We start from the raw sequence: 18,725 nt of genomic DNA on the forward strand, positions 1-18,725 counted from the left end.
CTAATAGCTGTAGCATTTGCACAGCTACATTTTGAAATGTAATAAAAAATCCCCCAATCAATTAGGGGGATTTTTTGTGATCTTTCAAAATTATAGTTGGCTTTGAATATAATTTTCGATACCAACACTTTCGCTTAGATCCAGTTGGGTGGTTGTCCAATCCCAAAACTCTTCTTCTTTCTCAAGAATTTCTTGAACAAGATCACGAGTCACATAATCTAAGTTGCTTTCTGCGAGTGCAACTGCTGTTTTTAATGCATCAATGTTTTCTTTTACTTTACGTACATCACAGTTTAAAACTTCAACTGTATGTTGACCAATGTACAATTTGCCTAAATGTTGAAGGTTCGGTAAGCCTTCTAAGAAAAGAATACGTTCAATGATCTTATCCGCGTGCTTCATTTGGCGAATAGATTCTTTGTATTCAGCCGAACCAAGTTTTTCGATTCCCCAATCATTAAACATACGCGAGTGTAAAAAGTATTGGTTAATCGCAGTCAAATGATGATAAAGCACTTGATTGAGTTGATTAATTACGTCTCGATTGCCTTGCATATGGTTAAAACTCCATTCTAATTTTTTACCTTAACGTGAATTTAAACTGAGTCATTGAAATTTAATGATTAAGGTAATTTGATATGGCTCTATATTAATCAACTTTCTGCAGGGTTACGAGTAGTTTATGGAACGGCAAATGAAAATCGCAATCAAAAACAATAGGGATGTCGTTTTGGCTAAAAGAGATTGATTGAAAAAACGAACCCGCTTTGAGTCGAAGCGGGGGAGGAGAATGATCTGGGGATCATTAAAAAACTTATTTATTGTCGTTATAAATCTGAACTTATTTTTATGTTTGAATTTTTAAATCAAAACTACGCGGCAACAGAAATACGTGCTGCAATCAGCGATAGCTCTTCATTGATAATGCTTTTTGCTTCAGGGGCACAGCGACCACAGCACGTGCCTAAGTCTAATAATTCACGTACTTCACGGTAGCTCTCTGCACCATTTGCCATTGCATCTTTGATATCTTGATCTGTAATACCACGACATAAACAAACGTACATGAAACTCAACCCTAAGGTTAAATGCGATATCTAATATTATTGATAATTGTTATCATTTGTCAATGAAATTCATTTGAAATCTCATTAATCTTTATTGGCTTTTTGAATAAAAAAATACCACCTGATCGGTAGTATTTAATTTTATTTTTTAAATTATTTAAAATCAAACAATTAGTTTTGGCTGCTATTATTGAGGAATAATCACAATACCATCCATTTCAACCAATGCATTTTTAGGTAAAGAGGCAACACCTAATGCTGCACGTGCAGGATAAGGTTGAGCAAAGTATTCGCCCATGATCTGGTTGACCAATTGAAAATTGGATAAATCGGTAAGAAAAATATTGAGCTTTGCAATATCTGCTAAAGAACCGCCTGCAGCTTCACAGACTGCTTTTAAATTATCAAAAACACGTCGAATTTGTGCTTCAATGCCTTCAACCAATTCCATGCTATATGGATCTAAGCCAATTTGCCCTGAAAGATATAATGTGTTGTCTACTAAAATGGCTTGTGAATAAGTACCAATTGCAGCAGGGGCATTTTCAGTATGGATCACTTGGCGGGACATTGATTTCTCCTTGATTTCAAATCATTTCATCATAAAGCATGAATGGCATGCAAAGTGCATCGAAGATTATCGATAAACATTACAGGTCTTAATTTAGCACGCTTTTGCTTTTAGCGTCTCATTAATTGAAACTGGCATAGACATTCGACTAATACGAGGAAAACCAAATTGCATACGTAATTCACGAATGATTTGCGCAATTTGTTTACGATTATTCACCACGATATTCACATAGGTTTTATCTTCATGAGAGCGTACTGATTCAACCCCAGTTTTTGCTTTACGACATAAGTAAATCAATTCTGAAATTTGTTCATCGGTTAAAATAAGATCAATACTCAAATAAGCATTAAAGTTCACATCGTCTTCTTCTTCCGATGTCCACTGTAAAGACATGATATTTTCAGGATGTAAATGTTGTTCATGCAATAAGTTATGACAGCGTGCACGATGCACAATTAAGCCACGACGGGATAAATGTCCTTGAATCGGATCTCCCAATACTGGGTTACAACAGTGTGCATATTTTACATCGACACCATCTGTACCTTGGATGAGGCGATTTGAAGCATGTTCTTCAGTGGCTTTAGATTGGGCAAATAAATGGTTGGCGACCAGTTGTGGTAGTAGGTCTCCCACTGCAATTTGCTCAAATAAAGTGTCTTTATCGGGCACATGGCGCCATTCTAATAGATCTTTCCAATCCGCTTCGGATAAGTCTTTGGTCGAGCGATTAAACAGTTTTAAAGCACGGTTGAGCGCTTGTTGTCCCACTAGGCGTTGTTCATCTGGATCTTGATCTCGCAAGATATTTTGAATCGCACGGCGCGCTTTTTGGGTATTAATAAAGCTTAACCAGTCTGGGTTTGGCGTTGCCAATACATCGGTAATGACTTCAACCACCTGACCACTCACCAAAGGAGTTGAAAGCGGTTTAATTTCACCATTAATTTTAGCACCCACCGCATGGTTGCCTAAAAATAAACTCGCAGAATACGCAAAATCAACGGCTGTGGCGCCTTGTGGTAATTCATGTAGCTGTCCATGTGGAGTGTAGACCCAGATTTTTTCTTGATGTAAATAATCAAGTAGATCGCTAAATGTGGTTTTTGCGCACTCACCACCAACAAGAAGATCTAAATTCTTCATCGATGCTTGAATCGCAGAGCGACAAGCTTGTGGCGCATTTTCACCGAGGACCACACCAAAGCGTGCAGCTTTACGCATCAGCTCGGTTTGAATGGTTAAGGACAACGTGGTACGTTCACCTTTGAGTTTGATCATTAAAGACTGATTTCCGCCTGGTAATGGGCGACGGATATGGTCTTCATAGTCGATGACTTGGAAATTTTCACGTAAGGCATCGACCAAGCGGTCACAATCCGCAATGCTTTGTAAAACAATTTCAAAAGCATGGCTGTGGGTGAGCTCTTGTAAGTCGATTTCATTTTTTACAAAGTGGCGTAAAAGTTCGATATTATTGTTTTTCTTTTTGATGCGCCCTTGAATATTATAGTTATTGAGCAACTCAGCTAAATTTTGTTCCCAAACCGATTGATATTTACAGCGCTCTGGTTTGGTTTTGAGTAAATTTTCTTGTACATCATTGTACATATCGAGATCTAGGTTTTGATAACACAGATGTTCTAAGTTATCCGCCATCTCGTTCATTCCCACAAGACGTGCCATAGGAACAAAGATATCGAAAGTTTCTTGTGCGATGCGTGCACGTTTATCTGGCCGTAAAGCACCTAAAGTCGTCATATTATGATAACGATCGGCGAGTTTGATAATAATGACACGCGGGTCTTGTAAGGTGGCTTGAAGAATTTTACGGAAAGACGCAGCTTTATTATATTCTTTATCGCTGGAGTGACTGAGTTTGGTGACCCCATCGACCAATTCAGCTACGGTTTTACCAAATTTTTCAGTGATATCTTCTTTGGTAAAATCTGTATCTTCAATTACATCGTGCAATAAGGCTGCCATGAGCGTTTCGGCATCCATACGCATATGTGCCAAGATACAACTCACCGCAATCGGGTGTAAAATATAGGGTTCACCACTTTTACGTGTAATACCATCATGCGCAATATCAGCATAATCACAAGCCACAAGTACTCGCTCGACATCACTTGGTTTTAAGTACGCGTCGATAATTACATTCAACTGTTGCTTGGATTGGCTGACCTGTTGGCCTGGCATAGAACACCTATCTTAAATTACAAATTTGAAATATTTTTCCTAATGCTTTAATGAAAAGCATATTGAGCCGCTTGTCAATTTCTAGACATCAAATATATCTATTTTTTTTAACAAATATTTTGAATTTTGTCGATTGATTGGCAAAACTTTTTGCAAAATAATTGAAATAAAAAAGCCTAGTTGAAAAACTAGGCTTTTTTTCAAAGGCTTAGCTTACTGGAAAGAAAAACCTTCAAGATTAAGATTGTTTGCTGATAAAGCAAGGTCAAGACTAGACGTTTGGTAATCTTGATCACGTTGCTTCAAGATATCTTTAGTCACATGACCAATAGCAATTTCACGTAATGCAACAACAGTCGGCTTGTCATTGTCCCACTCAACAGTCGGTTCAATGCCTTGACGTGCCAATTGACGCGCGCGTTTGCTTGCCACTAGTACAAGCTCAAAGCGGTTGTCCACATGGTCTAAACAATCTTCAACGGTTACGCGTGCCATAAGAATTCTCGTTTGAATACAAATTTTTTAAATAGACTGTGCAGTATAAAATGCTTTCATCATAGACTCAAGTTTTAATCGAAGCTTATTTAAAAAGCATTTAGATCATAAGTGTTTAGATCTAAGATTGTGGTGTAATCAGTTTGGTAATTAAAGCCTGATGACGATTTGCCTGTTGATCTATTTTTAAGCGATTGGCATTAATAACAGATTCCAAGTCATGTAACGCTTTATTGAAATCATCATTGATGATGATGTATTCAAAGTTGACATATTGTTGCATGTCTTCCACTGCACAACTTAAACGATGTTCAATGACTTCAACAGAGTCCGTGCCACGATTTGAGAGACGTTGACGTAAATCAAACTGCGTTGGAGGAAGAATGAAAATTTGTTTAGATTCAGGAAAAAGTTTACGAACTTGCTCAGCACCTTGCCAATCGATCTCAAGTAGCACATCATGGCCTTTTGCCAATTGGTCTTTTACAGTTGCTTGCGCAGTACCATAATAATTACCAAAAACTTCTGCATACTCAATAAAACCACCTTGATTGACTTGATCGAGAAAGTTTTCTTTAGAGGTAAAATGATAATGAACACCGTCGAGTTCGCCAGGTCGCTGACCACGAGTCGTATGTGAAACAGAAACGTGTAAATTGCTCACACGCTCAAGTAGCGCTTTAACGAGAGATGTTTTGCCTGTTCCTGATGCCGCAGAAACGACAAACAATAGACCCGACATGATATTTTTCCTGATATGATAAAATATCTTCTCTATTTTAGAGTAGAGCGAAGACAAACAAAACTGTTTTTACACATTGTTTGTGTTTAATCGATAAAATATATCCAACCATTGAAGTGAGCATTGAGGGTTTTATGGAAATTGTATTGGCTAATCCGCGTGGATTTTGTGCAGGTGTAGATCGTGCAATTGCCATCGTCAATCGTGCGCTTGAATGTTTTAATCCACCTATTTATGTCCGTCATGAAGTGGTCCATAACAAATTTGTGGTTGACGATTTACGTCAGCGCGGTGCAATTTTTGTGGATGAATTAGATGAAGTGCCTGACGATAATATTGTTATTTTTAGTGCACATGGCGTATCAAAGGCTGTTCAACAAGAAGCAGAACGTCGTGGTTTAAAAGTATTTGATGCAACCTGCCCATTGGTCACCAAAGTACATATTGAGGTCACGAAATATGCACGTGAAGGAACCGAAGCAATTTTGATTGGTCATGAGGGTCACCCTGAGGTTGAAGGGACTATGGGGCAGTATGACAAAAAGAATGGCGGTGAAATTTATCTGGTTGAAGATGAAGAAGATGTCGCTTCATTAACAGTACATCATCCTGAAAAAATAGCATTTGTGACCCAAACAACCTTATCTATAGATGATACGGCCAAAGTAATTGATGCTTTGCGAAATAAATTCCCTCAAATTCAAGGGCCTCGTAAAGATGATATTTGCTATGCCACGCAAAACCGTCAAGATGCTGTGCGAGATTTAGCGACACAGTGTGATGTGGTTTTGGTGGTTGGCTCTCCAAACTCGTCGAATTCAAATCGTTTACGTGAGTTGGCTGAACGCATGGGGAAACATGCCTATCTGATCGATAACGCAGATGAGTTAAAGCAGGAGTGGTTTAACGTCAATCATAAGATCGGCGTGACAGCAGGGGCCTCTGCACCTGAGATTTTAATTAAGCAAGTGATTCAACGCTTACAGGACTGGGGCGCGACAGCACCACAAGAGTTAAATGGTCGTGAGGAAAATATCACATTTAGTTTACCAAAAGAGCTACGGATTCATGTAACGCAAGCTTAAATTTAAACTTTATTTTTTAAGCAGATAGCTGAGATTTCAGTTATCTGCTTTTTTATGCCTTTTATCCAACTTGTATTGGTTTTGTAAGTATTTAAGTTATGATTTTTAATAGGGTAGCGTTTTGTTGCAACGGGGGGAGCAATGCAAAAAAATCGAGGATTCACCTTAATTGAGTTGATGGTGACGATTGCTGTTTTGGCGATTGTTGCGTCGATTGCAGCGCCTTCATTTTCAGAGAATATTACCAGACAAAATTTAGACAATAGCGCTAGAGAAATACTCTTTGCACTAAATGAGGGGAGAAGTAGGGCAGTTGCGTTGCGTTCAACTGTTGTGGTCTGCCCAAATAAAGACAATGCGGGTACGCAAATTACGACAAAACAATGTGTAACAAAAACTATTGCTAATGCGGATAGTGATAAATTCATTGCTCAAAATAGAGTAATTCTTGCAAATATAGCAGACAGTACAAATGTAACATCAACAGTATCAGGAGTAGTTTTTTTACCCATGGGTAATGTTGAAAGTGTAAAAACATTTACTTTGTGTGCAAAAAGTAAGTCTAAAAGTATTACTGTCGCTTCTACTGGTGCATCTGATATTTCATTAGGAACTTGTTCATGAAAATTATAAATAAGCAAGCAGGTGTTGGAATGGTTGAGGTATTGGTGGCTTTAGTGTTACTTGCTATAGGTGTTTTGGGTTTTGCTGCTTTACAACTCAAAGCGGTAGAGGCGGGTGAAGAAGCGCTGCTTAGATCTCAAGCGACATTATTATTGAGAGGTTTAACTGAAAGCATTCGCGCTAATCCAAATGGACAATCTTTTTACCCTGCAAAAGTACAAAGTTATGCAGGGATTACGAGTAGTCCAAGTGAGCCCAAATCATGTATTGATACAACATGCACTGCTGAACAAATGGCTACTTATGATGCATTTTTAGTTGCAAGATCTGCTTCTAATGTTGGAATAAATATAACGATGGCGACTTGCCCTGGTATTCAATCTACAAACCGGCAGTGTCTATTCGCGGGTTGGAATGGAACAAAATTCTCTGCCGGGAATTATACAGCCTGTATGAATTCTTCTGGAATATATGTAAATAATGCCAAATGCCTCATGATGGAGGCTTATTAATATGAATTATAAATTACAAAACGGTTTTACCTTAGTTGAACTTATTGTTGCTTTGGCATTGGGATTAATCATTAGTGCTGCTGCTCTACAACTATTTACAGGTGGCCTGATCACGACTCGCTTACAACAAGCAGGTGCTGAGTTGCAAGATAGTGGTGTTTTTGGGTTGGAATATATGGCGCATGATATAAGACTTGCGAATTATGGGAACACAAATAATCCAGAGTTAAATGATAAAACAAATCAAGGTGGTGTTGTTTTAACCAGTGGAGCAACTGGAAACGTTAATTTACCTATTGCTTTGGATACAAAGTTTTTAACGACTGCAGGTGGGGTGTCAAATGTAAATGCGGCAAGTGATCAATTAACAATTTTATTCATAGCACCAAATAAAATGTTTAATTGTGAAGGGGCTGAAGTTGCAGCAGGGGAATATATTCTTCAACGTTATTTTTTACGTAAGGATGATAATGGTCAGAATGATACAGACTATGCACTGGCTTGTGATGCAAATACACCACCAGCGACATCTATTGCTCAAATTAAGGGGATGGGTGAACGTAGTCAAATCATCATGCCCCGTGTAGATCATTTAAGATTTTATTTAGGTACACAAAATAATAATAAAACAAATCTAAGCTATTACTCGATTGATAAATATATGAGTGAGGCCAAAACTGCAGCAGCTGCAAATAAAAAACCACCAAGAGTTGTCTCAATTAAAGTTGGAGTACTAGTCCGTTCAAAAGATGATACGAAAAGTACGTTAATTGATCCTACAGCAAGTATAAATTTTTTAAATGAAGCGGTTAAGTTAAAAAATACAAGCAGCAAGTATTTAAGACGTGAATACACAACAACAATAGCATTAAGAAATGCGATGGGAGAGCCACTATGAGTAAAATGTTATTGGCTTCGTCCCAAAGAGGGGCAACCTTGATTGTTGTTTTATTCATGCTGATACTTATTACTTTGATTGGTGTTTTTGCTATTCGTACTGCAATGACATCATTGAACATTGCAACAAATACACAGGTGGGGCAGTTCTTAAGTCAAACTGCAGATACTCCTTTAAATCAATTCTATACATCAGATTTATCCAAAATGGTGGACTTAAGTGGGGTCGTGGGCTTTGCCTTGCAGGATAGTAAATTAGAGCCAGGCAATGAGTATATTTTTTGTTATAGACCTACCTCAAAAGTAAAGTTTGGTGCATCACAAAGTGTCGCAACACTTCGCCCACCAGCAAATAAAACTGCAAAACCAACAGTTGCCTCAGGTGGTTCAGCTGCTTTTTGTGATTTAACAAAAGATTTTGGGAGTAATAGAGAAGCTGTGGTCACTCAAGTTGCAATAAAAATTCCAAATGATGCAGTCACCGATTTACCACCAGGTGCTTTATTGGGTGAAGGAACAAACGTAAGTGCGGGAACGATTCTACCCAAAAATGTAGTCGAGCAACAAAGAGTAAGAGTAACGACAACCTCTATTTTTCCAGCATTCGCTAAAGACATTAAAGCTGCCCAAGCTTGTGTAGGCGTTGATAGCGCTAATCCTGGTTATATTAGTGATAATACTGATGTGGAAACGAAAGATTTTAAAACTATTGCAAATTGTTTAGTGGATTTAGGAGTTCCTGTAAATAGCCAAACACAAGAGTTCAATTTGCAAACATTATTTACACAAACTGAAAAGCCTTGATTTGGGGATGAAAATGAGAAATTTAATTAAAAATGCCTCACTGGTAAAGAAAGTTCGGCATGTAAAAAAACAAAAGTTAAGTGCTTTTTGTCTGACCTTTGGCTGTACGTTTGTGTTTGTTTCAGGAGTTGTTCAAGCGACTGACTTGCAGATTTATGCTGCACCTTCAGCTGGGCAAAAAACAATTATCATGATGCTAGATACATCTGGAAGTATGGGGGCAGTGAATAGCGAAGGCTATAGTTATAGGGATGATTATAATTTAAATTGTGGTACAGATTCACAAACTGATTTGGCTCCTTTGGTTACAAGCTTATCAAGACTTTCTAATAATAAGCCATATAGGATGAGCTCGGATACTAGTCCAAGTTATGATCGAAATTTTTGTTATGTGTTGCCTAATTCAGCAACTACAGCGGTTAAAAATGAAGTTTCAGGTTGTGAACAAATCAAAAATGCTAATGGCACAATAGCAGCATATCAGTGTTTAGATCGACTCACGCGATTAAAAGATGGAATGTTTAAGCTACTAGAGAGTGATGACGCTGTTGCGCATACGTTGATTAAAGACAGTACTGCGAAACTTTCAGCAACTTATATTGGTGTCGGAAACTTTTCTAGTCAAGGTGATGGACATACAGCGCAAATTCTTGTACCCGCAAAAGCCTTAGGTGATTTAGGGAGTGCTCAACGTCTTGCGCTCAAGTCGGCAATTGCAGGTTTGGTGGCAAGTAATGGTACACCCTCTGCCCATGCTTATGCTGAAGCAGGCTCATATTTGATGGGGACGCGAACTTCGACAAAAAGAGTTCAGGCTTTTCATAGGCTTACAAATAACCCTAACTATTATTTTATTTGTAATCAAGTCGATACTAATGGGTGGTGCGGATCTTGGAGCGGATATTATAATGGGTTTAAGCAGGGAGATTCTATAGCTGGAGAACGAGGAAGAGTGAACGGGTATGATGGGACCTATTATTATAGAATTGATACAGGGTTTGATTTTTCAGCAGAAGATACAAAAAACGCAACGTCCTATATATCACCATTACCAAGTGATGCAAATAAAGCATCTTGCGATGGTCAGGGCATCTATTTTCTTTCAGATGGTGTAGCAAATAGTAGTGACGATAATCGTGCATTACTTATGATGCAACAGTCATTGGGAGCGAAGAGTTCTTTGTTTTCTTGCTCTTATGATTTGCCAAATGCTGACCCCAAAAGTGCATGGCGTTGTATGGGAGCGTATTCAAAAATGTTATTTGATCCTGCCAAGAACCCAATACAACGTTCAATTCAAACAGCATTTGTTGGTTTTGGTAGTACGTTTTTTACAGACAATCTTGCAAATGCAAACCAAGATACTAAAAATGCCTGCCGTATGAGTTCACGGGCGTATAAAGATGCTGCAACAGGTGCTGCTCCAAATGATAAATGCTCTCCGGGGTATGGTGGCGCATTGACAATACCATCACCTACAGAGAATAATTCAGGTACAGGTCGAACAGATGGTTATAACTATGATGGAGGCTTTGGTAACGGTGGTTTCTTCCAAGCCTCAAAATCAATTGATGTCACCAAAAGTGTAATCCAGTTTATTAACTCACTGGGAGATACTCCACCAGATCCTTTATCCACCGGTGCTATTTCAGTGCCAGTTGATGCCTTGAATCCAAATGGTTTTCAACCGTACGGTTATTTAAGAGCGCTAAAACCTGATCCAGGGGAAAACTTTTTAATTTGGCAGGGGAATTTAAAGAAATATGGTATTAATAATGGCGCCTTAAAAGATGACATCAAAACAATTTTTAATGACCTCGGCGCATTGAACAAAAATACCAAAGATCTTTTTAATGACTCAAACTCATTTGATTTAGGTTTGGTTGAGAGAGGGGGCGTTTTTTCAAAATTAGCATTGCCTACCACTGAAACTCCTAATTTATTTAGACCCTTATTTACAGATGTATCTAGTGTAAGTAATGGGAAACTTGTAAAAACCTCTGCAAAAGATAGCAATTTATTGGCTGTGACAAATAAACCAATTGCAAATAATGCTGCATTATTGACAGGGTTTAAGACACAAGCTGTCGTAAAAGATTTTTCAACTCCGCTTAAGATTAAAATATTAAATTATCTTGGCTATGACTTAGATTTGGCAACAACGACAACTTTACCTGATACATTAACACCACCAAGTTCTCCATTCACTGCTATGGGGGCAAGTATTCACTCATTCCCTGTTCAACTGACTTATTCTGGCGATTTAGATGCAAAAGGTGATTTAACAGCAGTACGCTCACAATCTGTGCTCTATTCAAGTATGGAAGGAGGCTTACGTGTTGTTGATGCTTCAACAGGTGCTGAACAAATGGTTTTTGTTCCAGCAGATATCTTAGAAAAGGATGATGCTTCAAGCGCCTTACGCCGAAGTGAAGCAGGTGATGCTACTTATGGAATAGATGGTGCATGGGTTGCCGATCCAGCATATGAATTTGGCACAAGCTCAAACACAACATCTGTAAGAGCGAAGCAAATGAATGTGTATGGTGGTATGCGGATGGGGGGGACAAGTTATTACGGATTAAATGTACTGAATCCTAATTCACCAAAATTTTTATTTAGAATTGGACCTGATTTAGGTGGGAAATATGTACGCATAGGGCAAACCTGGTCTAAACCTGTACTTGCAAATGTACGTTATGGCGATAAATTCAAACGTGTGATGATCATCGGCGGTGGTTATGATATGTGCTATGAAAATCCAAGATTTAAATTAAATACTGCAAATCCAACGGAGTATGGTGGTGCTGCCTGTAAGAAAGCACAAGCAGATGGTAATGCTGTCTATATGATAGATGCGAATGATGGTTCTGTTCTGTGGTATGCAAGTAATGCAGGCGCAGATTCTAATAATGCGGCTATGACGCATAGTATTGTGAGTCGTATAAGTACTGTTGATCGTGATGGTGATGGTCTGGTTGATCATCTTTATTTTGGTGATTTAGGTGGGCAAGTATTTAGAGCCGATTTAAATAATGCAAAAGGAACACCTGCTTCTGGATTTGGTAAACGGGTTGTAAGACTGGCAAATCTAGGCAGTACAACACTAACTGATGGAGACCAACCACGTTTCTATCAACCACCAACTTTAACAAAGCATACCCAAGGTTCAGACACTTTTATTCTAGTTGGGATTGCTTCAGGTGATCGTAGTACACCTTTAGATGTAACGCCATTAACTGGGCGAGAAGGAATTTTACCTGCAAAAGCAATACCAAACAGACCTATGAATAATGTTTATGGATTAATTGATCGTGATTTTAGTAATAAGGCATTAATGACGATCGCAGATAGTGATTTAAAAACAGTTAATTTAGTCCTGACAGATTTAAAGAAAAATCCGCAAACGTTATCCGGGGCAATTGCATCAAGCTTTTTTCCATATAATAAAACAGGACTACAAGGTTGGTATCGTTCTCTTTCTAGCGATTATACGGGGAATGATGTATCAGGAAGAACATCTGGTGGGATAAAGGCATTTGAAGAAGAGCCTATTGCTTTAACTAACTATTTATTTATACCTACATATGATCCAGAAGGTACAGGTGTAGCACAACAAGATCCATGCAAACCACGTATTGTAGGTGAAAGTAATACCCAACAGTTCTGTTTGCCATATGGTGTATGTTTGAAATTAGACGGTACAAAGGATGTAGATGAAGATAAAAAGTCAGGCTTTCAAATTCCGAATGGTAAAAATGCAAATGTCATTGGGGCGGGTATCCGAGGGATTACTTTAGGGCCTGGTGAGAATCCAAATAAACCAAATAGTTGTGGCAGCTTGACTATGCTTGGAAATATTCAAGGCTCTGGTAAATGGGAATGTACCCGCATTCTAAATCCGATACGGTGGTATGAAAAATATGTTTCAGCAAGCTAAGTTCGAAACTAATTTGCCTACTGACATTTATAGTAAGCAATCAAGTGCTCAATCTGGTTTTACTTTGATTGAAGTAATGGTCGTTGTCATAATTATTGCCATTTTAGCTGCCGTAGCCTTTCCAGCCTATACGGAGTATACCCGGAAAGCTTCTACATCAGCTGCTCAGCAGGAAATGCAGAAAGTTGCTGAGCAGCTAGAGCGGTATAAAGCCAAAAATTTCACTTATAAAGATTTTGATCCAAATTATATTTATGGTGTGTCTGGGGCAATGACTGAAATTGTTTTACCGAAAGGAGCAAGTGGTGATCAGGTAAAATACACAATCACCCTACAAGATCCAATAAGTGGGAAACAATTGTCTTCAAAGGATGATGCAAATAGAGGTCGAAATTGGGCAATCAAAGCTGAAAGTACTGATGTTAGAAACTATAATCTACTTATGACGAGTGAGGGACTGCGTTGTAAAACCAAAGACAGTGTTACTTTTACAGCTTGTACGGGTAGTGAGATTACATCATGGTGAAAGTATGAAGCAGAAAGGATTTACATTAGTTGAGTTATTAATTGTTGTGGCAATTATAGGAATTTTAGCTGCAATAGCCTATCCGTCATATCAAGAATATATTGTTCGAACAAACCGAGTTGATGCACAAAGCGAGATGCTTCAAATTGCCCGAAATTTATCCAATTATAAAATGGCGAAAGGAACATTTAAAGACGCCAAATTGGAAAATGGAGCATTTGAAGAAGATTATCCAAGTACTGGAACGGCAAAATACAAAGTTAAGTTAGAAATTCCTACAGATAATTTAACATGGTCTTTAACGGCGACACCAATTTCTGGTTCACAACAAGATGGAAATGGTGATGTCGGATTAGATAGCCAAGGCCAAAAATGTTGGAGCAAAGGTACCACTTGCACCCCATCAGCAACCACAAACTGGGACGGCAAATAAAAATTAAATTCAAAATTGTGGATAAATAAAATTTGATCTTTCTTTCATGACAAAGATAACGTAAAATATTGCCCTCTATGAAAGGGGTTTGAAATGTATCGATGGTCGGTACAAGGATAATCCGTAAAAACTATAAGGTTCTATCATGGTTGTAATTCGTCTAGCACGCGGTGGTGCTAAAAAACGTCCGTTCTATCAAGTAATCGTAACTGATAGCCGCAATGCGCGTGACGGTCGTTTCATCGAACGTATTGGTTTCTTTAACCCTACAGCTCAAGGTAAAGCAGAAAAACTTCGTTTAGATGCTGACCGTTTTGCTCATTGGGTTGCTCAAGGCGCTCAACCGTCTGAACGTGTTGCTTCTTTAGCTGCTCAAGCTAAGAAAGCTGCAGCTACTGCATAATTAAACCTTTAATTAGGCAGTAAGCCCATGACACCAGCACAGAATGTGCCCGAAGATCGTATTCAGATTGGACAGCTACGTTCAGCATATGGATTAAATGGGTGGCTCTGGGTCTATTCCAATACAGAACCTATGAGCAACATATTTGACTACCTCCCTTGGTACATTGAGACCAAAGCAGGTTGGCAAATTGTAGACGTAAAACGTTGGAAACCACATGGTAAAGGCTTGGTTGTTTCGTTGAAAAGTGTGAGTGATCGCACTGCAGCAGACAGCTTAGTTGGCGCGAATGTTTGGATTTCAAAATCGCAACTGCCTCAAGCAGGCGTGGACGAGTATTACTGGTCTGATTTAAAAGGTCTAATCGTATTAGGTCTGAATGAAGAAGAACAGGAAGTAAATCTTGGTCAAATCCACGAATTGTTTGAAACAGGCGCCAATGATGTCATGGTTGTTCGTGCAACAGCAGATAGCATCGATGGCGAAGAGCGAATGATTCCATGGCATAAAGATGTGGTACAACGCGTTGATCTCGAAGCTGGTCGTATCTATGTCAATTGGGGCGTAGATTTCTAATCCGATAAGGATTGGCGCAGCAGGAAAATAGAGGAGTCTGCGATGTTTTTTGCAGTCATTACGCTTTTTCCTGAAATGTTTGAAGCGATTACAGCGTACGGAATTAGCGGGCGAGCGGCAAAGCGTGACATTGTACAAGTTCATTGTATCAATCCGCGAGAATTTGCTGAGGGTAACTACAAACGAGTGGATGAACGTCCATTTGGTGGTGGTCCTGGTATGGTGATGATGGCTGAGCCTTTGGCAAAAGCAATCCACTATGCAAAAGAGCTTGCAAAGCAAGCAGGTGCAGTTCATGTTCCTGTGGTGTATATGTCACCGCAAGGACAGACCTTAAATGAACCCGCAGTACAACAATTTGTTGAATATGACGGATTAATTGTGCTGTGTGGACGTTATGAGGGAGTTGATGAGCGTTTGATCCAAAAATATGTTGATCAGGAATGGTCGATTGGAGATTACGTATTATCAGGCGGTGAACTCCCTGCGATGGTTTTATTGGACAGTATTATTCGACGTTTGCCGAATACCATGTCAGATGAACAATCCGCAGTGCAGGATTCATTTGTGGATGGTCTTTTAGATTGCCCACAATATACCAAGCCAGATCATTTTGAAGGTTTGGATGTTCCTGAAGTACTTAAGTCAGGGCACCATGCCAATATTGAGAAATGGCGGTTTTTGCAACGCTATCAACGCACTTTAGAACGCCGACCTGAGTTGGTGGAAAAAGTTGAGTTGACCAAGCAGCAAAAAAAATGGCTGAAAGATGAGCGAGGGTAGGCAAGCATTGATCATGTTTGTTTCAACGCACGTCAGAAGCTGTACTTCTTATCAGGAATACAACAATTCATCATTGTTGGCCTGCGGGATGTGAGTTCCATAAGAAGTCGGCTTCGAGAAAATACTTATGATTAAGTACTTATATTAGGCTCTTTATTGATCTGAATAACATCAGCAATAAAGGGAAAGATAAACGGGTTGATACGCGATTTAGCCTCTATCCCCAGCGGTTGTGCAGACCTCTTCTGTCCCGCAAAACGGAGATTCCCACAATGAGTGGTAAACATCCTTTAGTTCAAGCAATTGAAAACCAACAGTTAAAAACTGACCTCCCAACTTTTGCTCCTGGTGACACAGTTATCGTTCAAGTAAAAGTAAAAGAAGGTGATCGTGAGCGTCTTCAGGCTTTTGAAGGCGTAGTTATTGCGAAGAAAAACCGTGGCTTGAACTCTGCGTTCACAGTACGTAAAATTTCTAGCGGTGTTGGTGTTGAGCGTGTATTCCAAACTCACTCTCCAATCGTTGCTAAAATCGAAGTGAAACGTCGTGGTGATGTTCGTCGTGCTAAGCTTTATTACCTACGTGAATTGTCTGGTAAAGCTGCGCGTATTCGTGAGAAATTACCAGCGCGTAAACAAGGTTAATTTTAACTTTGCTTTACAGCTAAAAAATGCGCCATTTGGCGCATTTTTTGTTTTTTGCTACAGTTAAAGGTTAAAGTCCTTGTAGTTTTAGGCGATTGGTATGTTCACGATAGACTTGTACTGGATCTGGTGAAAAAATTGCACGTAATCCTAAAATTTGATTGACCTCATCTAAGTGATTCCAACGATAATCATCACGAATCGTTTTACCGAATTTAGCACTACATCTTGAGACTAAGCCATCATTATCACGACCTGCGTTAATTAAGAGGCTTGTGCCAAGTAGGGCAGAATCCAAGTCGAGAAGATTTGTAACGGCGGTATTGCCTGTAAATGAATAGAATTGAATCCCTTTTTCTTGATAAGCCCCTTCACCACAAGCTGTGGTACCAACGCCCATCGGGAATTTACTGTTAAATAGCGCAGAACCTTCAATGGTGAGGCTTTTCCCACCTGCTAACGCATCATGGGGAAGTTCTTTCGGGTCAAGACCTTGCGCCCAGACAATTGCTTTTGAAAATAAATTGACCACACTCACCAATGGACCTTGAAGTGGCGAGCCTTCTATACTTAAGATAATGTTTGCAACAGGGCTGCCTTTTTGTGGTGAACCAACAGCAGTGACAGATGCAACTTGGTTAGGCATAATGCCTGCGACATAGCGGCTGGTTGGACCACCATGCGAATGTCCGATCAGATTGACTTTTTGACTGCCGGTAATTGCCAGAATCTCTTCGACTTGCTGAGCCAATTGCTCACCACGGACTTCAGTAGAATTAAAGGGTGATACTCGCGTAGCCCATGTATTGGCGCCGTTGCGAGCCAAATCTGGTAAAATTTGATACCAGTAGTCTAATCCTAAAACATCGCCAACACGAATAAACCCAGCCATACCGTGCACAAATACCACAGGATATTTGGTTTTTGCATAGTCCGAGTTTACTTTACTGACAGTCACTTTTTGCGCATTATTAGATGCATATGCGGTTGATAATGTACTCGCCAGCAGTAGACTCGCGATAATACGTCCATATTTCATGTTAAAACTCCATCTATTTTATTATTGGGCGATTTACATACCTCAATTTTAAATGTATTGAGTGTAAAGCCTCGATTCTGATCATGTTTGCAGGAACGCAAACTTTAACTTCTTTGTTTTTTTAAATCTCATATCAAATCAGATTCTGGAATTCGAAATTCAATACGATGTTCAGTATAAAATTTGAATCCAGAATCATTTACTATTCAACTATAAAATATACTGAATGAACAGTACATTTTATCGCCTCTCATCGGCAATATTTACAAGCCTTGTAATTTCAGACGATTGGCATGTTGACGATATTGAGCAAGTGGATTCGGCGCAAAAAATAACCCACGTAGCCCTAAAACATGATTGATTTCATCCATGTGTGTTTGACGGTAATTGTCTCGAATCACTTGCCCATAATGGGTATTGCAACGATTCATCATGCCATCATTGTCTAGATTTTTATAAGACAAAGGCGCGAGTGTAGAAATGACGCCATCCATAACATCAAAAATGTTGGTGAATTGAGCTGTACCCGTCCAAGAATAATGATAAACACCATTGGCTGTTACTTTTTGACCATTACCACAGTCTTTGGGAATCGCAGCGCTTGGAAATTTTGCATTAAATTCAGCAGCCCCTTGTTCGCTCACACTTTGTAAAGAGTTATTTAGGCTGAGGGGGAGGGATGGATTACCTTCGAGAAGTGTAATCACAGGTGCTAAGATATATTGACTAAAAACTGTCAGAAGCATATTTGCGCCTCGGTTACTTAAAATATCATCCGCGATCTTAGAACCTTTAATTGCCCCTGCAACAGCCGTTAAAGAAGCAACTTTTGTGGGTGCAACGATTTCAATATAGCGAATTGTTGGACCACCATGACTATGTCCAATCAGATTGACTTTGGGTGAGCCAGTCAGTGCGATGACTTCATCAACTTGCTGTAAGAGCTGTTCACCACGAAGCTGTGTCGATTCCAATGGGGAGACTTGTGTCGCATAAACTTTTGCGCCATTGCGAGCTAAATCAGGGAGGATCTGATAGAAATAATCTATGCCAAAGGATGAAGGCCCTAGACGTGTGAAACCGAACATCCCATGATTAAATACAATCGGATATTTGGTTTTTGCATAGTTTGAACTGACATAACGTGGATTTACAGTTTGTAAGCCAGATGCAGATGCAGTCATCGAACTTAATCCAATGATTAAACTCAGGGCGAAAATATTGATCTTAGATTTCATATTAAAATACTCTTGTTGTTTTTAAGTGAATTGTTGATTGACATGAAGTCTATGTTGCAAGCTAAAATTTGCTTACAACCCTTATGATCTCAAGCGATTGGCATACCATCATTATCGTTATTGCTCTAAACCAAAGGTGCA

Annotated in this window: 20 protein-coding genes; 12 read left to right on the forward strand and 8 right to left on the reverse strand. The window is 39.2% G+C overall.

Annotated features, from left to right (window positions below):
- Positions 1–90 precede the first annotated feature (90 nt).
- The 6 genes from bfr to gmk form a co-directional block, all read right to left on the reverse strand.
- The gene (gene bfr, locus MTO68_RS01685; protein WP_004818630.1) at positions 91–555 is read right to left on the reverse strand and encodes a bacterioferritin; all 465 of its coding nucleotides are present in this window, start codon (positions 553–555) and stop codon (positions 91–93) included.
- Positions 556–872: 317 nt separating this feature from the next.
- Positions 873–1,067, reverse strand: a complete 195-nt coding sequence (locus MTO68_RS01690; RefSeq protein ID WP_004718308.1) for a bacterioferritin-associated ferredoxin — start codon at positions 1,065–1,067, stop codon at positions 873–875.
- A gap of 187 nt (positions 1,068–1,254) precedes the next feature.
- Entirely contained in the window at positions 1,255–1,638 is a 384-nt protein-coding gene (locus MTO68_RS01695) for a RidA family protein (protein ID WP_004718306.1), read from the reverse strand.
- Between the two features lie 93 nt (positions 1,639–1,731).
- Entirely contained in the window at positions 1,732–3,843 is a 2,112-nt protein-coding gene (locus tag MTO68_RS01700; protein WP_004718304.1) for an HD domain-containing protein, read from the reverse strand.
- A 213-nt stretch (positions 3,844–4,056) separates the two neighbouring features.
- Positions 4,057–4,338, reverse strand: a complete 282-nt coding sequence (gene rpoZ, locus MTO68_RS01705) for a DNA-directed RNA polymerase subunit omega (RefSeq protein WP_004718302.1) — start codon at positions 4,336–4,338, stop codon at positions 4,057–4,059.
- Between the two features lie 121 nt (positions 4,339–4,459).
- The gene (gene gmk, locus MTO68_RS01710; protein WP_034617459.1) at positions 4,460–5,080 is read right to left on the reverse strand and encodes a guanylate kinase; all 621 of its coding nucleotides are present in this window, start codon (positions 5,078–5,080) and stop codon (positions 4,460–4,462) included.
- A gap of 134 nt (positions 5,081–5,214) precedes the next feature.
- Here gmk and ispH point away from each other — a divergent pair, with 134 nt between their 5' ends.
- The 12 genes from ispH to rplS all read left to right on the forward strand — a co-directional run bounded on the left by ispH (position 5,215) and on the right by rplS (position 16,307).
- Positions 5,215–6,165 carry a 4-hydroxy-3-methylbut-2-enyl diphosphate reductase gene (gene ispH / locus MTO68_RS01715; protein WP_096732771.1) on the forward strand — a complete coding sequence of 317 codons (951 nt, stop codon included), beginning with the start codon at positions 5,215–5,217 and terminating at the stop codon, positions 6,163–6,165.
- Positions 6,166–6,306: 141 nt separating this feature from the next.
- On the forward strand, positions 6,307–6,789 hold the full coding sequence (locus tag MTO68_RS01720; protein ID WP_244014765.1) for a GspH/FimT family pseudopilin: 483 nt from the start codon (positions 6,307–6,309) through the stop codon (positions 6,787–6,789).
- Positions 6,786–7,301: a type IV pilus modification protein PilV gene (gene pilV, locus MTO68_RS01725; protein ID WP_004818639.1), complete on the forward strand. Its 516-nt coding sequence runs from the start codon at positions 6,786–6,788 to the stop codon at positions 7,299–7,301. The genes MTO68_RS01720 and pilV overlap by 4 nt, the downstream gene beginning before the upstream one ends.
- Before the next feature lies 1 nt (position 7,302).
- A complete protein-coding gene (locus MTO68_RS01730) occupies positions 7,303–8,199 on the forward strand; it encodes a PilW family protein (protein ID WP_244014767.1) in 897 nt (298 codons plus the stop codon).
- A complete protein-coding gene (locus tag MTO68_RS01735; protein WP_244014768.1) occupies positions 8,196–9,002 on the forward strand; it encodes a PilX N-terminal domain-containing pilus assembly protein in 807 nt (268 codons plus the stop codon). The genes MTO68_RS01730 and MTO68_RS01735 overlap by 4 nt, the downstream gene beginning before the upstream one ends.
- 13 nt (positions 9,003–9,015) lie before the next feature.
- Positions 9,016–12,942, forward strand: coding sequence for a PilC/PilY family type IV pilus protein (locus tag MTO68_RS01740; protein WP_244014770.1), 3,927 nt, complete (start codon positions 9,016–9,018; stop codon positions 12,940–12,942).
- Complete coding sequence (locus tag MTO68_RS01745; protein WP_279578601.1) at positions 12,926–13,468, forward strand: prepilin-type N-terminal cleavage/methylation domain-containing protein; 543 nt, start codon at positions 12,926–12,928, stop codon at positions 13,466–13,468. Before MTO68_RS01740 ends, MTO68_RS01745 begins: the two co-directional genes overlap by 17 nt.
- A gap of 4 nt (positions 13,469–13,472) precedes the next feature.
- Positions 13,473–13,901 (forward strand): type IV pilin protein, encoded by a 429-nt coding sequence (locus MTO68_RS01750; RefSeq protein WP_244014772.1) that lies wholly within the window; start codon positions 13,473–13,475, stop codon positions 13,899–13,901.
- Positions 13,902–14,046: 145 nt separating this feature from the next.
- Complete coding sequence (rpsP, locus tag MTO68_RS01755) at positions 14,047–14,304, forward strand: 30S ribosomal protein S16 (RefSeq protein ID WP_004718284.1); 258 nt, start codon at positions 14,047–14,049, stop codon at positions 14,302–14,304.
- Between the two features lie 27 nt (positions 14,305–14,331).
- Positions 14,332–14,880 (forward strand): ribosome maturation factor RimM, encoded by a 549-nt coding sequence (gene rimM / locus MTO68_RS01760; protein WP_004718282.1) that lies wholly within the window; start codon positions 14,332–14,334, stop codon positions 14,878–14,880.
- A 42-nt stretch (positions 14,881–14,922) separates the two neighbouring features.
- Positions 14,923–15,663, forward strand: coding sequence for a tRNA (guanosine(37)-N1)-methyltransferase TrmD (gene trmD / locus MTO68_RS01765; RefSeq protein WP_244014774.1), 741 nt, complete (start codon positions 14,923–14,925; stop codon positions 15,661–15,663).
- A 272-nt stretch (positions 15,664–15,935) separates the two neighbouring features.
- Positions 15,936–16,307, forward strand: coding sequence for a 50S ribosomal protein L19 (gene rplS / locus MTO68_RS01770; RefSeq protein ID WP_004718278.1), 372 nt, complete (start codon positions 15,936–15,938; stop codon positions 16,305–16,307).
- 70 nt (positions 16,308–16,377) lie between these two features.
- On the opposite strand, the gene MTO68_RS01775 is transcribed toward rplS, so the two are convergent.
- Together MTO68_RS01775 and MTO68_RS01780 are read right to left on the reverse strand one after the other, a co-directional pair.
- Positions 16,378–17,346 carry a triacylglycerol lipase gene (locus MTO68_RS01775; RefSeq protein WP_244014776.1) on the reverse strand — a complete coding sequence of 323 codons (969 nt, stop codon included), beginning with the start codon at positions 17,344–17,346 and terminating at the stop codon, positions 16,378–16,380.
- 263 nt (positions 17,347–17,609) lie between these two features.
- The gene (locus tag MTO68_RS01780) at positions 17,610–18,584 is read right to left on the reverse strand and encodes a triacylglycerol lipase (RefSeq protein ID WP_244014777.1); all 975 of its coding nucleotides are present in this window, start codon (positions 18,582–18,584) and stop codon (positions 17,610–17,612) included.
- Positions 18,585–18,725 lie beyond the last annotated feature (141 nt).

The organism is Acinetobacter sp. NyZ410, from assembly GCF_022828975.1.
GTDB classification, from domain to species: Bacteria; Pseudomonadota; Gammaproteobacteria; order Pseudomonadales; family Moraxellaceae; genus Acinetobacter; species Acinetobacter guillouiae.

Bases quoted from the DNA above. Each gene is read 5' to 3' on its own strand.
- bfr (WP_004818630.1), bottom strand. From the start codon at position 555: ATGCAAGGCAATCGAGACGTAATTAATCAACTCAATCAAGTGCTTTAT.
- MTO68_RS01690 (WP_004718308.1), bottom strand. From the start codon at position 1,067: ATGTACGTTTGTTTATGTCGTGGTATTACAGATCAAGATATCAAAGAT.
- MTO68_RS01695 (WP_004718306.1), bottom strand. From the start codon at position 1,638: ATGTCCCGCCAAGTGATCCATACTGAAAATGCCCCTGCTGCAATTGGT.
- MTO68_RS01700 (WP_004718304.1), bottom strand. From the start codon at position 3,843: ATGCCAGGCCAACAGGTCAGCCAATCCAAGCAACAGTTGAATGTAATT.
- rpoZ (WP_004718302.1), bottom strand. From the start codon at position 4,338: ATGGCACGCGTAACCGTTGAAGATTGTTTAGACCATGTGGACAACCGC.
- gmk (WP_034617459.1), bottom strand. From the start codon at position 5,080: ATGTCGGGTCTATTGTTTGTCGTTTCTGCGGCATCAGGAACAGGCAAA.
- ispH (WP_096732771.1), top strand. From the start codon at position 5,215: ATGGAAATTGTATTGGCTAATCCGCGTGGATTTTGTGCAGGTGTAGAT.
- MTO68_RS01720 (WP_244014765.1), top strand. From the start codon at position 6,307: ATGCAAAAAAATCGAGGATTCACCTTAATTGAGTTGATGGTGACGATT.
- pilV (WP_004818639.1), top strand. From the start codon at position 6,786: ATGAAAATTATAAATAAGCAAGCAGGTGTTGGAATGGTTGAGGTATTG.
- MTO68_RS01730 (WP_244014767.1), top strand. From the start codon at position 7,303: ATGAATTATAAATTACAAAACGGTTTTACCTTAGTTGAACTTATTGTT.
- MTO68_RS01735 (WP_244014768.1), top strand. From the start codon at position 8,196: ATGAGTAAAATGTTATTGGCTTCGTCCCAAAGAGGGGCAACCTTGATT.
- MTO68_RS01740 (WP_244014770.1), top strand. From the start codon at position 9,016: ATGAGAAATTTAATTAAAAATGCCTCACTGGTAAAGAAAGTTCGGCAT.
- MTO68_RS01745 (WP_279578601.1), top strand. From the start codon at position 12,926: ATGTTTCAGCAAGCTAAGTTCGAAACTAATTTGCCTACTGACATTTAT.
- MTO68_RS01750 (WP_244014772.1), top strand. From the start codon at position 13,473: ATGAAGCAGAAAGGATTTACATTAGTTGAGTTATTAATTGTTGTGGCA.
- rpsP (WP_004718284.1), top strand. From the start codon at position 14,047: ATGGTTGTAATTCGTCTAGCACGCGGTGGTGCTAAAAAACGTCCGTTC.
- rimM (WP_004718282.1), top strand. From the start codon at position 14,332: ATGACACCAGCACAGAATGTGCCCGAAGATCGTATTCAGATTGGACAG.
- trmD (WP_244014774.1), top strand. From the start codon at position 14,923: ATGTTTTTTGCAGTCATTACGCTTTTTCCTGAAATGTTTGAAGCGATT.
- rplS (WP_004718278.1), top strand. From the start codon at position 15,936: ATGAGTGGTAAACATCCTTTAGTTCAAGCAATTGAAAACCAACAGTTA.
- MTO68_RS01775 (WP_244014776.1), bottom strand. From the start codon at position 17,346: ATGAAATATGGACGTATTATCGCGAGTCTACTGCTGGCGAGTACATTA.
- MTO68_RS01780 (WP_244014777.1), bottom strand. From the start codon at position 18,584: ATGAAATCTAAGATCAATATTTTCGCCCTGAGTTTAATCATTGGATTA.